Annotated in this window: 11 protein-coding genes, 1 pseudogene and 1 riboswitch; of the genes and pseudogenes, 2 read left to right on the forward strand and 10 right to left on the reverse strand. The window is 39.5% G+C overall.

What is annotated here, in order from left to right:
* Positions 1 to 5: 5 nt before the first annotated feature.
* Positions 6 to 1508 carry an oligosaccharide flippase family protein gene (locus OLM34_RS02165; protein ID WP_264404924.1) on the reverse strand — a complete coding sequence of 501 codons (1503 nt, stop codon included), beginning with the start codon at positions 1506 to 1508 and terminating at the stop codon, positions 6 to 8.
* 241 nt (positions 1509 to 1749) lie between these two features.
* Between OLM34_RS02165 and OLM34_RS02170 the strand changes: the two genes are divergently transcribed.
* Both OLM34_RS02170 and OLM34_RS02175 read left to right on the forward strand, forming a co-directional pair.
* Positions 1750 to 3294: a glycine--tRNA ligase gene (locus tag OLM34_RS02170; RefSeq protein ID WP_264404925.1), complete on the forward strand. Its 1545-nt coding sequence runs from the start codon at positions 1750 to 1752 to the stop codon at positions 3292 to 3294.
* A gap of 31 nt (positions 3295 to 3325) precedes the next feature.
* Positions 3326 to 3880 carry an FKBP-type peptidyl-prolyl cis-trans isomerase gene (locus tag OLM34_RS02175; RefSeq protein WP_264404927.1) on the forward strand — a complete coding sequence of 185 codons (555 nt, stop codon included), beginning with the start codon at positions 3326 to 3328 and terminating at the stop codon, positions 3878 to 3880.
* On the opposite strand, the gene dacB is transcribed toward OLM34_RS02175, so the two are convergent.
* The 9 genes and pseudogenes from dacB to OLM34_RS02220 form a co-directional block, all read right to left on the reverse strand.
* Positions 3881 to 5320, reverse strand: a complete 1440-nt coding sequence (gene dacB / locus OLM34_RS02180; RefSeq protein ID WP_264404928.1) for a D-alanyl-D-alanine carboxypeptidase/D-alanyl-D-alanine endopeptidase — start codon at positions 5318 to 5320, stop codon at positions 3881 to 3883.
* Positions 5321 to 5351: 31 nt separating this feature from the next.
* Positions 5352 to 6098 (reverse strand): bifunctional hydroxymethylpyrimidine kinase/phosphomethylpyrimidine kinase, encoded by a 747-nt coding sequence (gene thiD, locus OLM34_RS02185; protein ID WP_264404929.1) that lies wholly within the window; start codon positions 6096 to 6098, stop codon positions 5352 to 5354.
* The gene (gene thiC, locus OLM34_RS02190; RefSeq protein ID WP_264404931.1) at positions 6098 to 7372 is read right to left on the reverse strand and encodes a phosphomethylpyrimidine synthase ThiC; all 1275 of its coding nucleotides are present in this window, start codon (positions 7370 to 7372) and stop codon (positions 6098 to 6100) included. The genes thiD and thiC overlap by 1 nt, the downstream gene beginning before the upstream one ends.
* Positions 7369 to 7983 carry a thiamine phosphate synthase gene (gene thiE / locus OLM34_RS02195; RefSeq protein WP_320051499.1) on the reverse strand — a complete coding sequence of 205 codons (615 nt, stop codon included), beginning with the start codon at positions 7981 to 7983 and terminating at the stop codon, positions 7369 to 7371. Before thiE ends, thiC begins: the two co-directional genes overlap by 4 nt.
* Entirely contained in the window at positions 7980 to 8759 is a 780-nt protein-coding gene (locus OLM34_RS02200) for a sulfide-dependent adenosine diphosphate thiazole synthase (protein WP_264404932.1), read from the reverse strand. Before OLM34_RS02200 ends, thiE begins: the two co-directional genes overlap by 4 nt.
* Positions 8760 to 8827: 68 nt before the next feature.
* Positions 8828 to 8920, reverse strand: a riboswitch (TPP riboswitch).
* Positions 8921 to 8995: 75 nt separating this feature from the next.
* A pseudogene (locus OLM34_RS02205) lies at positions 8996 to 10816 on the reverse strand (glycoside hydrolase family 9 protein).
* A 90-nt stretch (positions 10817 to 10906) separates the two neighbouring features.
* Positions 10907 to 11695 carry a hypothetical protein gene (locus tag OLM34_RS02210; protein ID WP_264404933.1) on the reverse strand — a complete coding sequence of 263 codons (789 nt, stop codon included), beginning with the start codon at positions 11693 to 11695 and terminating at the stop codon, positions 10907 to 10909.
* Between the two features lie 146 nt (positions 11696 to 11841).
* A complete protein-coding gene (locus tag OLM34_RS02215) occupies positions 11842 to 12705 on the reverse strand; it encodes a hypothetical protein (protein WP_264404935.1) in 864 nt (287 codons plus the stop codon).
* 24 nt (positions 12706 to 12729) lie between these two features.
* Positions 12730 to 14598, reverse strand: a complete 1869-nt coding sequence (locus OLM34_RS02220; RefSeq protein ID WP_264404936.1) for a SusD/RagB family nutrient-binding outer membrane lipoprotein — start codon at positions 14596 to 14598, stop codon at positions 12730 to 12732.
* Position 14599 lies beyond the last annotated feature (1 nt).

A 14599-nucleotide genomic window follows, 5' to 3' on the forward strand; every position in this document is an offset into this window, starting at 1 on the left:
AATATTTATTTATGTTGAAAATATTTCCCGATAACCGGTATTTCTCGCAAAGGTAATTCCTTTTTTATTACCTCCCATAGATAAATACCGATTAGCAGGGTGTTAATAATCAGTCGAAGTCCCATCGCGGGTATAACAAAACGGTTAAATATCATAACGGCAAATAGCGCCAAGGCTAATCCAAAAAACGAACCAATGGCTTTCAAATTATAACCGATAGGATAATTCTTCTGCCCAAGATAATAGGATATCGACATCATTAACAAATTGGCAAAGAAAGAAGCCCATGCACATGCCAAATATCCAAAACGCGGGATAAATGCGACATTGATGACAATCGTCACTGCCAAACCGATTAACGAAAGATATGCGCCCCATTTTGTTTGATCGGTAAGTTTATACCACAACGACAGGTTGAAATAAATTCCGAAGAAAAGTTCCCCCATCATAACAATGGGCACTACAATCAACCCTTCGTGATAAGTAGATTTTATCAAATACTTGATCACATCGAGATACCCCATAACCCCCAAAAAAATCAGTAACCCAAACAATATAAAATATTTGGTAGCATCGGCATACGCAACCTTATTATTCGCAGCCTCTTTATTCTTTGCAAAAATAAACGGTTCGAATGCGTATCGAAAAGCCTGTGTAAACATAACCATGATTACTCCAATTTTGAAACATGCCGAATAGATTCCCAATTGCGTCATCGCATTCACTTTGTCAGGATAAAGCCATGGAAAAACAATTTTATCGATTGTCTGATTCAATATACCGGCAATGCCCAAGATAAGCAGTGGAAGTGAATATTGGAGCATTCGTTTTAATAATGCTTTATCGAACACATACTTTACTCGAAGTTGGGGAATAAGAAACATCGATTGAATAAAGGTCGCAAGCAAATTAGAAATCAAGACATAATCCACCCCGTTTTCGAGATTGAACCAAGCGAAAGAATCGGGATATCTTTTAGCCAGCCAAGGACATAATACGAAGAAAAACAAATTGAAGGTTATATTCAGCACAACAAACAGGATCTTAATAAAGGCAAAACGTAACGGACGCTTCTGATAACGCAGCCATGCAAAAGGGATGGAACAGAAGGCATCCATTGACAAAATAATAGCCATTATCAGTACATAATGGGACTTGATATCAGAGCTCCCGGTAATACCTGTAATGGGTTTCAAAAAAAGAATCACCAACGAAAGAAAAACAAACGTTGTCGTACCGATACTTATCAACGCTGTTGAATAAACCGTATGAGGATTTTCCTCATTCTTATTGGCAAATCGAAACAATCCGGTTTCCATGCCATAGGTCAAAATGACAATAATCAGTGCCGTCCAGCCATACAAATTAGAAATCACCCCCATCTGTGCCTGACTCACCAATACATATGACCATAGCGGCGTAAGCAGCCAATTCAGGAATTTGCCCACGATACTGCTTATGCCATAAATTGCGGTTTCTTTTGCCAACGTTTTTAATTCCCCTGCCATATTTTCAACTCATGTTCAACTGTTAAATCGTTTCTGCATATAGCTGCAAAAGTAACATTATTCTTCCGATTTCAACGAGTAGTCTTCTTCTAAAATCAACTTCATTTATTATCTTTAAGTTGATAGGTTATTAAAATCTCGAAAAAAACCGTTTACTTTGTACTTTCAAATAATAACGCATAAGAATAAATTCAATAAAAGCCGGATCGTTACTCTCAGATCCCCGATATTTATAAAAAAAATGGCACAAGAAGACGTTTTCAAAAAAATTGTATCACACTGCAAAGAATATGGTTTTGTATTTCCTTCAAGTGAAATTTATGATGGGTTAAGTGCAGTGTACGACTATGGACAAATGGGCGTTGAGCTGAAAAACAACATCAAAAAATACTGGTGGGACAGCATGACCTTATTACACGAAAATATTGTCGGCATCGATGCTGCCATCTTCATGCACCCTACCGTATGGAAGGCATCCGGGCATGTAGATGCCTTCAATGACCCATTAATCGATAATAAAGACAGCAAAAAACGCTATCGTGCCGACACGTTAATCGAAGATTACCTTGCAAAGCTGGATGAAAAAATAGACAAAGAAATAAAGAAAGCAGCCAAACGTTTTGGTGACAATTTCGACGAGAAAAAATTCCGCGAAACCAATCCCCGTGTAATCGAGCACCAGAAACATCGTGACGAAGTGCATGAGCGATACAAAAAAGCAATGAACGAGAACGATTTTACCGAATTACGGCAACTCATTATCGATTGCAATATTGTATGCCCTGTTAGCGGTACGTGCAATTGGACGGAAATCCGCCAGTTCAACCTGATGTTTGCCACTGAAATGGGATCGACTTCTGACGGAGCAATGAAAGTATATCTCCGTCCCGAAACAGCACAAGGTATTTTTGTGAATTTTCTCAACGTACAAAAAACCGGTCGGATGAAAATTCCTTTCGGGATTGCCCAAATCGGAAAAGCTTTCCGAAACGAAATTGTAGCTCGTCAATTTATTTTCCGTATGCGGGAATTCGAACAAATGGAAATGCAGTTTTTTGTAACGCCCGGTGATGAAATGAAATGGTTCAATTACTGGAAAAACCTGCGCATGAAATGGCACTTGGCATTAGGATTCAATAAAGAAAACTATCGTTTTCACGATCACGACAAACTTGCCCATTATGCCAATGCGGCAACCGATATTGAATTTAACATGCCGTTTGGGTTCAAAGAAGTAGAAGGTATTCATTCGCGCACCGATTTCGATTTAAGTCAGCACGAAAAATACTCCGGCAAAAAAATGCAATATTTCGATCCCGAATTAAATCAATCATACACCCCCTATGTAATAGAAACATCCATCGGATTAGACAGAATGTTCCTCTCCGTTATTTCTGCTGCATATTGCGAAGAGATACTTGAAGGGGGCGAAATGCGTGTAGTACTAAAAATTCCTCCTGCTCTGGCTCCGGTGAAACTGGCTGTTCTCCCTTTGGTCAGAAAAGACGGCTTACCCGAAAAGGCACAGGAAATAATGAAGATATCGAAATTTAATTTCACCTGCCAATACGACGAAAAAGACAGCATCGGAAGACGCTACCGCAGGCAGGATGCTATCGGAACGCCTTATTGCGTAACAGTAGATCACCAAACACTGGAAGACAATACAGTAACCATTCGCGAACGCGATACGATGAAACAGGAACGCGTTCTTATTCCTGACGTAGAAAAAGAAATCATAGCAAAAACAGATATGAAAAATCTGTTAAAAATGCTAGCCGAATAAATAGACAACAGAAAAAATTTTTGATAAACCTATGAAAACAAAAACCGCCTTTTTCATTATCATTCTGACAGGTATGGCAGCCGTTTTTTTTGTTTCATGCGATGACTCGGAAAAAATCGACACTGTATGGAAGGAAGCCAACGAAACCATTTTTGCCGAAATATCACGCAACTCGGATTACTCGAAAATCTTTTCACAGTCAAAAAACGGCTATATCATGTATAAAGAGCTTGAGTCGGGCTATGGAGAAATGCCTATTTTTACCGATTCGGTAGAAATTTCTTATGTAGGATGGTATAAAAAAGATTGGACAAAAGCCGATACATATACCGATAGCAAAGGAAATAGAATAACCAACAAAATTATTTTCGATTCAAGTCCGCGCAACGGAGAACGTCCCACCCGTTTGAAAGTTTCCGAGTTAATCGACGGCTTTGCAACAGCCCTGCAAAACATGCAGGAAGGCGATAAATGGGAAGTATGGATCCCTTGGAAATTGGGTTATGGGGAAACAACTTATGGCAGCATTCCTGCTTACACCACGCTGGTTTTCGAAATTAAACTATTAGAGGTAATTAAAAATTAATCAAAGACTTAACAGGAATTTCTCAATGGCACGGCGAATTTGTACATTGTCGCCGGTAAATTTATTCGCCATCACCACAAAAGCAAATTTTTTATTCTCGTCCATCAAATATCCGGCATAACATTGCACACCATTTATACTACCGCTTTTAGCACTAATTTTCCCTGCATATTTCGTCTTGTTCATAAAATATTTCAACGTCCCTTCTTCACCGGCCTTCGGCAAAGAATTGAAAAACACTTTAGAGTAGAGGCTTTTCTTATTCATATAAGAAAGCAAATCGCACAAAAAAACAGGACTAACCGCATTCTGTGGAGCGAGGCCACAGCCATCATACATAAAAAGAGATGAGGTTGAAATACCCTTCGATTTCCAAAATGTATTCATAAAATCGATCCCTTCTTTCAATGGATCGCTGTAAATATTGGCGTTTTTCATCCTGCCAAGGGTGCGAATCAAATGTTCGGCGTAATGATTGTTGCTTTCCACATTTATTTCGCGAATGATGTCGCTTAAGGGCCGCGACCGATGAACATACACCACCTCTCCCACCCTATAGGATTGAGGCATAGGATTGCAAACGCGCAAAATATAATTGTTCCTTGCCGTTTCAACGGTCCGAATGTTTACCCCTGATTTTTGAAGATGCTCTGCCAATTTTTCGCCCAACAACAAGCCCGGATCGGGAATATCCCCTTTAATACTGAAGCCGACTCTTCCGGCAGGAATATTGCCACGAATGGTCCGCTCAAACGAAAATGGCGCGCCATAAATATAACCATTATCTTTCCCTGAGGTATTTAAGGTAAGGTAATTGGTAAACGAAAGGCCTTTTATTGTCGGATCGGTACGAAGAATTTTTGGACAAGAATTCCGATCCGTCGTATCAAAATAGAGCCGGTACGTATTATCAAAAACGCTGATACCATAAGCTCCGGCAGCGTAATAGTTACCCAAATCTTCCCATGTCCATTGAGGCGAAACGCCCTCATAACCAAACAGATCATCCACGATATATAATTCCCACGCCTCTTTTTTGGGAAGCGAAGTTTTTAATGCATCCGCCCATTCCGAAAGAAAAGCATAAGGATTCTCATCAAAAGCGTCACTTCCTAAAGTCGGATCACCTGAACCGAGCACCAGAATCCGGGAAGGATTATCGGCATCCAACGCAAGGGTGGTTGCATATCGGTAATCGGGACCCAACAGCTCCAACGCAGTGGCAGTGGTGATGAGTTTCAACGTCGAAGCCGGTGTAAACGATTTATCGGCATTATGCTCAATCAAGGTCTTTCCTGTTTCCAAATCTTTTACACACACTCCCACCGAAGCATGTTTCAATGCAGGCGTATTAAGAAATTGCTGCAACGGGAGTTGAGCAAAAGACGAAGTCGTCAAAAAAGCAACAAAAAAGAATAAAAGAATCTTTCGTTTCATCATTCCGGATTGTTTTTAGTCGGACTTATATTGTTCATATTTCATTCTGAATGCGGTCGTAAAAATCCACAACATAGTTTGATGCTTTGAAATACGCCTCAATTAACGATAAACACTTCCCCATGTAGCATGCAAGAGCGGAAGATAGTGCACAACCCGTTCCATGTTGATAGCGAAATTGTTTGCGTTCACGTTCTAAACGGAATACTTCAGTATTGGTAACAATTGCTTCTGTGATATTTGTGCTGTTGAAATGCCCTCCCTTCACTAAAATCGAAGTGTTCCATTCGCAACACTTATCCTTCGCAATAGCGATGGCAGTATCGATATCATCAATATTTTTCCCGGTTAAAATTTCAAATTCCGGTCGATTTGGAGTAATCAAATCGGTTAACGGGAATAATTGTTCAGTAAGCACATTCAGTGCAGAGGGATTAAGAAAATCTTTACCGCTTGTAGATGACAGAACAGGATCGAGCACAATATTGCTAACAGGATATCTCTGAAGACTCTCAGCAATTGCCAATATATTATCGGCACTGCAAATTGCTCCAATTTTAACAGCCTTTACAGGAAACGATGTTAAGCATTCCTCAATTTGCGATTGGAGCAAATGCGAGTCCAGGGCATCAACTCTGCTTACAGAATTAAAGTTCTGAACTGTAATGCCTGTAACAGCAGACAGTGCCCAATAACCCAACGCATGGGCCACCTTCATGTCCTGCTGCATTCCGGCACCCCCGCTATTGTCTGATGCGGCAATGGTTAAGAAGTATTCCATCACAGATTTCTATCGTTCTTAACGGCACAGAGGTTGCCACACATGGTACAATGATCCTCATTACCACTTTCAGATTCCGATTTTCTTCGACGTGCAATTTCAGGATCAAGTGCATAGGTGTACATTTGTTCCCAATCGAGGTTGCGACGGGCTCTGGACATGTTGTAATCGCGTTCACGCGCCGCGCCAACGTTTCTAACCACGTCGGCACTATGAGCTGCAATTTTGCTAGCCATAACACCCTCGCGTACATCGTCAAGAGTTGGTAAGCATAAATGTTCCGCAGGTGTTACATAGCAAAGAAAATCGGCTCCATTAATTGCTGCCACTGTTCCCCCTATTGCACCGACAATATGATCGTAGCCCGGTGCAGAGTCAGTTGTCAGAGGTCCAAGAACGTAAAACGGAGCATCGTGGCAAATCCGCTTCATAACCCTCATGTTCATTTCAATTTGATCTAAAGGCATATGTCCCGGCCCTTCTACCATAACTTGTACACCGTACTTGCGCGCTCTATCCACCAGTTCGCCAAGGGTAAGCAATTCGGCAATTTGACCACGATCAGTGGCATCGGCACCGGCACCCGGACGCAGCCCATCTCCCAAACTAATAGTTACATCATACTTTTTACAAATTTTCAGCACACGATCGTACTGCTCGTAGAGCGGGTTTTCTTTGTTATTATCGGTCATCCATCGTTTAAGCAGTGCTCCGCCCCGGCTTACTATTCCGCATACACGCGGATCATTCTCCAGAAATGACAAGGATGAACGGGTTACTCCACAATGCAGTGTCATAAAATCGACACCAATTTGAGCCTGTAATTCAATCTCATCGAAAAGTTCCTCAGGGTCGAGTTGTGAAATTTTCATACCTTTAGCCAACAACCGAGTTGCTATACTGTAAATTGGAACAGTGCCAACCATTACCGACGACTGCTTTATTATTTGTTGCAGTATTACCCGTAGATTTCCTCCGGTTGATAAATCCATGATGGAATCGGCTCCATATCGGATAGCAATTTTCATCTTCTCAAGTTCTTCAGTTAGATTGCAATGCTTTTCCGAAGTGCCAATATTAGCATTAACTTTAATGCTAAGACCATTGCCAATTGCACGAGGAGAGAATTTGTGATTTATATTTTTGGGAATTACAACCCGGCCCATGGCAATTTCATTACGTAACCATTCGGGAGTAACCCTTTCAGATTTGGCAACAAATTCCATTTCGGATGTAATTACTCCACTTTTGGCTTTTAATATTTGGGTACTCATTTTACTCTGTTTAATAAATTGTTGATTTCTAACACACGAGAATCAAACTCGTTGGTTTGCATAAAGTGCCTTACCATAGCGATATTTCTGGCTCCGGCATCGATTACCTCCTCAATATTATCGGGAAAAATTCCACCTATTGCTACTACAGGAATTTTTGCTATCGCTAATACCTGCTTTAATAAGGTTGTTCCCACAGGCTTATCAGGAATAGCTTTTGCATTGGTTGGATAAATAGGACCGAACCCAATATAATCAGGATTCTTCGCAAGAGCTGCCATAGCTTGTTCAATAGAGTGGGTAGATAGTCCAATACGCATATCGCCTACAACTCGTCGGGCATCCTCCATCGCAATATCGTCTTGTCCAAGATGAAGAAAATCGGCATCGCAGAGGACTGCAATGTCAGGACGATCGTTAACCACAAATTTTGTTTCGGAGCCTTTTGTAATGCTTTTAATTTCCCTCCCAATTCTCACCAACTCTTTGTCCGATAGATCTTTTTCACGTAGTTGAAGCATCTTAATGCCATTTTTTACGCATTTCTCGGCAATTGTGGTGTAGGGAAGTTGCGGCTTGGTAATTATGATGTAGATACCAAAATCCATCATTGCACCGACACGCTAAGCGATATGTCAATAAGCTTGGCAACTTTCTCACCCGATAGTAACATTCCGCCAAAGATTGGTCCCATTCGGTAGCTGCCGCTGACACCATTGGAAGCCATGCCCGCGACATAAAGACCGGGGAAAATCTCCTTGGTATTCTCAATCGTGGTACGTTCTGCTTCATCAACCGAAAGCGAGCGTTCACCCATCACTGAGCCGGTTTCAGTTAATAATCGGATGTTATTTTTGCGCTCCAATGTACGTGCGACTTCGCAGTCGTGACCCGTTGCGTCTATAACGGATTTAGCCATTACTACCAATGGATCAACATGCATTTTTTGAAGTTCAACAGGGGTCCAATTAATAACAAGCCCACTAACCTTGTTGTTTAGGAATACGACATCTTCCACCGAAGTGCAGTTGAATATTTTTGCACCGGCTTTAGTAGCCTGGTAAATTAGAGACGAAGTGGCATGCACCGAGTCAATAGTGTAGTAGTTATCCACGTAAGGTTTGTAATCAACCTTTAACTCGTCCAAGATATGGATAGCATCACGTTGCACCATTATCTCATTAAACATCATGGCGCCACCCCACATACCGCCGCCCGGTGCAAGTTTGCGCTCGTAGAGCGATACTTTTTTCCCCATTTTTGCCAAGTAGTAGGCTGCAACCAGACCCGATGGGCCTCCACCCACAATAGCTACATCAACATTAAGGCTTTCTTTAAGTTTTTTGAAGTAGGAATCAATAATTCCCATCGATACAATTTGCTCCATAGTTCTGTTTTTTAAAATTATGATTAGTAAAATAAACAGGGGGAGCTAAACTGAAAACCGATAAAAATTCTATGTATACTTTACTTCCCTCCGCAGGTATTATCCTGTTCAGGTGAAAGGGTATAATCTCAGCCATAAAATTGGCACCCCTAGTTTATTTGTTACAAAAGTAATAAATTAAACGTTACTGCATAATACTTTTGATATATGAATTCCGTTTTTTAACCCAACTTTCTTTACTCTTTGTGGTTGCGCCAACTTTTTTCAGCTTTATTTGCTTGCGAGTTTAAGTACCCCAGATAGAAACAAAGGGAAGCCGTGCCATCCATTGTCGGTTCATTCGTAGAATAATCGGCAAAATCATCATGATAAACCACATAATCCGACTGAAAAGGCGCATATTCATCCTCATTGGCCAAATAAATTCCGATAAGACGATTAAAAATCGAAGTGTAAATAGGACCGTCAACCAATCCGCCTGTAATCGGCATTCCATGCAAATGCGTAAAAGCAGAATGAGGGTCTTCAGGGGTATCCGCACCATCGGGATAACCGACAATCATGGAAGTCCCCCACGGATTGCAACCCAAAAGCCAGTCGCGCATGGCCGTTTCTATTTCAAGAAATGTATTGTCGCCGGTAAGTTCATGATAAAGGCGACACTGAGTAATAAATCCCACAGTAAGATTATTTGAGCACCAGATAAATGGAATGCCATTCAGAAAAGCATCGCCAAGATCCCTGGCTCGATCTTTTACTCGCTGCAAGCCGGTTCGCATATTGCGGATAAATTCTGCTTTTGCTGCCGGATGATCGTTTTGCAGTGCCAGGTGATAATTTCCAAGGTTAACGAACGGATACCATTGATAATGACGGGCAGAATCGGCACCCATCCATGGCGTTACAGGTTCCGGACGTCCGTAATGCACAGCGTGATACAGGTATTCACCATTCCGGAAAACGTTATACATTTCGGCAGCAGCCAACTGCATATCGTCAGCCCAGTTATCCTCTTCGTAAAAATAAGGTGCGCCACCGGGCGCTGTCTGACAAACTCCCGGATTTTCCGCTCCTTTGCGATAAGCATCCTGAGCCTTTTGGAGCAACATTTCAGAAAATTCGGGATAATAGGGTGCTAAAAGTTTAGCTCCCAAGGTAAACGAGGAAGCATATTTACCCAGCGTAGAAGCCTATCCTGTACTGCGGTTTTTATAGTTGAAGAGCCCTTGCGGTTTCGGACTGCAAAAATACACCGGACGCTCTTTTCCTGCGCCCCAGCCATAATCCACCTTTTGCCGGGTAGGCAAAACCATTCCCGCATGATCCCGATCATCGGCCACCTGATTGAAGTAAGTATCTTTATCGGGATTCATTTTCACCAGCCAATCGAGTCCCCATTTTGCTTCGTCCAAAATATCGGGAATACCATTTGCCCCCTCGTCTCCGTTTGCCTGATAGTGATCGGCAAATACATCGGGATATTGACCGTAGGCGAACAATAACTGATAAACAGCATTTGCCGAAGTGGTGACATACTGCAAGTAATCCGAAGCATCGTGCCATCCGCCAACTACGTCATAATATCTTCCATCACGTTTGCCGTCAGGATCACCAATCGTAATTCCGTCATATACATGACAGGAATCCCTCAAAAACGGATTATAACCGCAACGTTGCCGGCGCATATACTTCAATGGAATCTCCGATGCTCCGGCATAAATATCGTTGCCAATTTTAAAAGGGACTGATTTTGTTTCACCTATTTTTATTAAATAGGTTCCGGGAGCTGAAAAATCGGAAAAATCCAAACGTGCCGATGATTCAAAAGCCGGTTGTTTGCCCATATTCCTGATTTTATTGCCCGAATAGACCACTTTCCCGCTTTGAACATCAATGACTTCAAAACGTGAGACATTTTTTTTCTCCTTACTCACCCATACTGCCACCTTACTATCATTTTGTAGATACCCCACCTGATTCACCCGAATCCATGTAGTTTGAGCATGAGATACTCGAAATAAAAAAATCAACGAGAAAATTGATAATATCTTCCTCATCAGTGAAAATCAATCGGTTTAATATTATGAATTTGTTATGTTTATAATCAAACAATTTAAGTTTTTTAACCAAACTAATAAATTGTCAAATTATTTATCATTACAATATAAATAGGAGTAAAAATCCAACCCCTCCTCAGGTTCATCGGTAAGTAAAAAACGAGTATCGGGATTTTTTAAAACGTCCAAATAATCCATTTTCTTTCCTTCGATATAAATTAAACGACTCACTAATCGAATACCATGACTATAATCTACGTACCATGATACATGACCCGTGTATAGAGGTTGAATCGGCAGCCCATCAAGTCTATGCCAACCATATATTGCCATTCTGTGAGGTCGTTTGTCTTTATTTATCGAAGATGAAATTATCACATCTTTTTTAATACCTGAAATTAAGCCTCTTTTGCCATTTCTTTGTTTCTCAATAATTTGATTATGATAATAAAAAGTTTTTAAAGAATCCCTATCTTTTGCAACTGGAAATGGTTCTAACTTTATTTTTGCTGCTTTATATACATCATCACAAATTTTTCGCGTTGGTAAAAAACAACCAAATTTATCGGCAATTTTTTGTGCCGTTTTCGGTTGCATAGGAATACGAAAAAAATCTTGATCACTGCCTATCATCAAATAGTCAGGAGTTACATAATAAAATCCTTTAATTTTTTTTCCATTAAATGTTGTGGTAGAAACATCTATTCGAACAAACTGACGCATGAATTGTGGAAAATTTCCATCAACTATTTCTTTTTCTATAAAATATTCTCTCTTTTCAGGATCACATGAAGAAATCCTATCAAAGAATTCACTCCCGGACAAAGCAACAGTCGAACGTTTTGGCATTGAAACGTTCGACAAGCTGTTATCTGACATTCGACATGAATGAAATAAAAAAATAAACAACAGTAAAAATATAGCTCTTACCTTTATCAATATAAATCGCAATGTTATTGATATAAAAACCGGGAAGAAAGGATCTTAAAAAAATTCAAAAACCACTCTTCCCGGTGAAAAATCCTTTATAATGCCGTAAACTGTCTTACAGAAGATGTTGGAGATGCCGTTCTTAAGCCTGCCAATATATGATGGTAACGTCTTCCTATATAAGCATTCCAATAATCAGAATAATCAACATATTTATTTCCGGAAAGAATCTGCAAATTTCCAACATCTTCCCCATTTGCATCAATAACTTTTATCCTGTAATCCAATCTGGCATAACCAGATGATAGCTCAACACTTTTTATTACAATTACAGGCTGCCATCCGGTTGTTTCTCCAAAACCAACAGGTTGACCTATATTAAGCCAATCACTCTTCTTACGAGTCTCATAATTCATCGTGTATTGATACTGATACTGTAATTTCAAACTTGTTGGTTCCCCTTGTTTTTCGTATAAAAAATTATAGAATTTTATCCATGCCGTCGAATCTGAATATTCCGTTATATTTGTTTGATATGGATGGCCATTATCAAAGACAATAGGAGGTTTATTAAAATCGTAAACAAAAATATTTTGTTTCCCTTGTCTTAGAACACAATTTTGATCGTAAATTAATCTTTGATTTTCATTCAATCCCATATATAATTTGATATTGTTCTCCCCAATCCGTGTTGTATAAAAACGCCCAACAGATCCACTCGGAATTGCGTTATAGGTATTCAAGGGAGCAGTATTGTTTGCATATAACTGATCATTGATTTCAACTTTGTAAATATTGTTTGAAGCAACTGCTGACACAGGAACAACATAATGAAGTTGAAATTCAGCAACATCTGAAATCGGGTCTGCGTTATATATTATTTCATGTTTTTCACATGAAAAAGCAAACAAAACAAATGCTATTAATGAAATATTTCTAAACAGTTTCATAATTTTCATGATTACATTTGATTGATTAATTAATTAATTAATTGGCATTTCACCAGGATATGCAAACCAAGGTATGGAAGTATGATAATTATCGGCCGTACCAGGTATGGGCTTTAATGATTCTAAAGATTTTAAATTCCACATATATTCAGAATTATATCTGGGTCTGATGCGATAAGCCGGAGAACCTTCATTTTTAATATTATAAGATCCTTTTCGACTCTGAACTTGGGCTGGAAGCAAATACAATCCTTTGAATACCTTAGTTATATTTGTATCCCATTTCTGATCAAGAGAAGTAACATCCCAACCATTCCCTTTCGATGGATATTCTCCGGTATATTCAATATCATAATGATATTTCCTCATATCGACCCATGCCTCCGGAGCTCCCCATGGGTATAATGCAATCCATTTTTGCATCATAATATGAGATAAAGAAAAATCAGATAAAGACAAACCATTCACATACGGACCATTTAAATATTCTTGCGCAAAAGCATTAAACAAATTTTTCGTAATTTTATCGCCACCCTGTGGTTTCCCTTTAGTTCCCGGATAAATATACTTGGAAGTAAAATCCATGTCTGCTTTTACGCCTTCTTTAAAAGCTGCAAAAGCTTCGTCTTTTTGGTTCATTTTCCAATACGCTTCTGCCAAGCAAAATTTAATTTCGGCACAAGTCATTAATATGTAAGGGGCATCATCCCTGTAAATCCATCTTCCTATTCCATCATGAATATTACCGCTATATCTAGAAGCTTCATTTCTTCCATAAAATGAAGGAGCTGTTCCTATAGGCCCACTTGCACTGGTAAAAGAACTTCCGTAATATTTGTGGGCTTTAACACTATCCGGATTGTCTATATATTCATAATTAGGATCGGATGTCGTGGCTAATTTTACGGCTACACGAGGATCGTAATGCCCTACGCCATCCATTAAAGTATCGCATATAATTTGTTTCGACATCAATTCATATGGATAATAATCATTCCCTATTACCTGTATTTTTTCTCCTGTATCTTCATTATATTCCGGTACCGTTCCGGTAAACACTTGTACAGCATATTCGTGCTGAAAATAAGAATAGGAAAGATTTGAACGCGCAGTCCCCCAAAAATTATTATAGCCGGAATAAGGAGCATCTTGAGATCCCCCCGCAATTTTGACTGTGGCATCATCGTCAGATGATTGGAGAGATCTTTCGGCACATGTTATCAATTCCTGAGCATAATCCGATACAAAATTAGTTTTATTGGAAAGAGACGATAAATTTCGAACAATAACTCCATATGCAAATTTTATCCATTTATCTTTATTACCTTCGTAAATGTAATCGTTAGCTGTAATTTTGGTACCATAATTATGATCATCTTGCTTTTCCAATAACTCTATTGCTTTATAAGCCCACTCCCTTACTTTTGGATATATTTCATTTTGATAATCATATCTATGAGATAACAAATCCTCAACAAAAGCATCCTTCATGGGAAGCTCACCATGAATCTTTGTCATTAAATCCCATGAATAGGCTTTAATCGCATAACCTATACCCGCAAGAGTCCAATCCTCTGCTTCTAATGACTGATTTATCATATTTTCAAGATTCATACCTTGATTCCAATAAACCATACGCCAAACTTCTCCTCCCGCATCACTGCCTTCTGAATAGTAATGATTCGCAAAAGAAGTGTATGAAGTCGTACCCATCATTTGAGTTAAAGGTCCAAGTGCCCTTATATCCCAATAAATTCCTTGATATTGCTGAATGATCCCTGCCAAATAAAGATATCCTTCTACATAATCGGGAGCATCAATATTTTTATTTACATCCAAATAATCTTCACATCCGGCAAATAACAAAAGCAAGGCTATTATAACTGATGATATTTTTTTCATG

It is taken from the genome of Anaerorudis cellulosivorans, assembly GCF_025943985.1.
In the GTDB taxonomy this organism is placed as follows: domain Bacteria; phylum Bacteroidota; class Bacteroidia; order Bacteroidales; family Dysgonomonadaceae; genus Anaerorudis; species Anaerorudis cellulosivorans.

Bases quoted from the DNA above. Each gene is read 5' to 3' on its own strand.
- OLM34_RS02165 (WP_264404924.1), bottom strand. From the start codon at position 1,508: ATGGCAGGGGAATTAAAAACGTTGGCAAAAGAAACCGCAATTTATGGC.
- OLM34_RS02170 (WP_264404925.1), top strand. From the start codon at position 1,750: ATGGCACAAGAAGACGTTTTCAAAAAAATTGTATCACACTGCAAAGAA.
- OLM34_RS02175 (WP_264404927.1), top strand. From the start codon at position 3,326: ATGAAAACAAAAACCGCCTTTTTCATTATCATTCTGACAGGTATGGCA.
- dacB (WP_264404928.1), bottom strand. From the start codon at position 5,320: ATGATGAAACGAAAGATTCTTTTATTCTTTTTTGTTGCTTTTTTGACG.
- thiD (WP_264404929.1), bottom strand. From the start codon at position 6,098: ATGGAATACTTCTTAACCATTGCCGCATCAGACAATAGCGGGGGTGCC.
- thiC (WP_264404931.1), bottom strand. From the start codon at position 7,372: ATGAGTACCCAAATATTAAAAGCCAAAAGTGGAGTAATTACATCCGAA.
- thiE (WP_320051499.1), bottom strand. From the start codon at position 7,983: ATGATGGATTTTGGTATCTACATCATAATTACCAAGCCGCAACTTCCC.
- OLM34_RS02200 (WP_264404932.1), bottom strand. From the start codon at position 8,759: ATGGAGCAAATTGTATCGATGGGAATTATTGATTCCTACTTCAAAAAA.
- OLM34_RS02210 (WP_264404933.1), bottom strand. From the start codon at position 11,695: ATGTCAGATAACAGCTTGTCGAACGTTTCAATGCCAAAACGTTCGACT.
- OLM34_RS02215 (WP_264404935.1), bottom strand. From the start codon at position 12,705: ATGAAAATTATGAAACTGTTTAGAAATATTTCATTAATAGCATTTGTT.
- OLM34_RS02220 (WP_264404936.1), bottom strand. From the start codon at position 14,598: ATGAAAAAAATATCATCAGTTATAATAGCCTTGCTTTTGTTATTTGCC.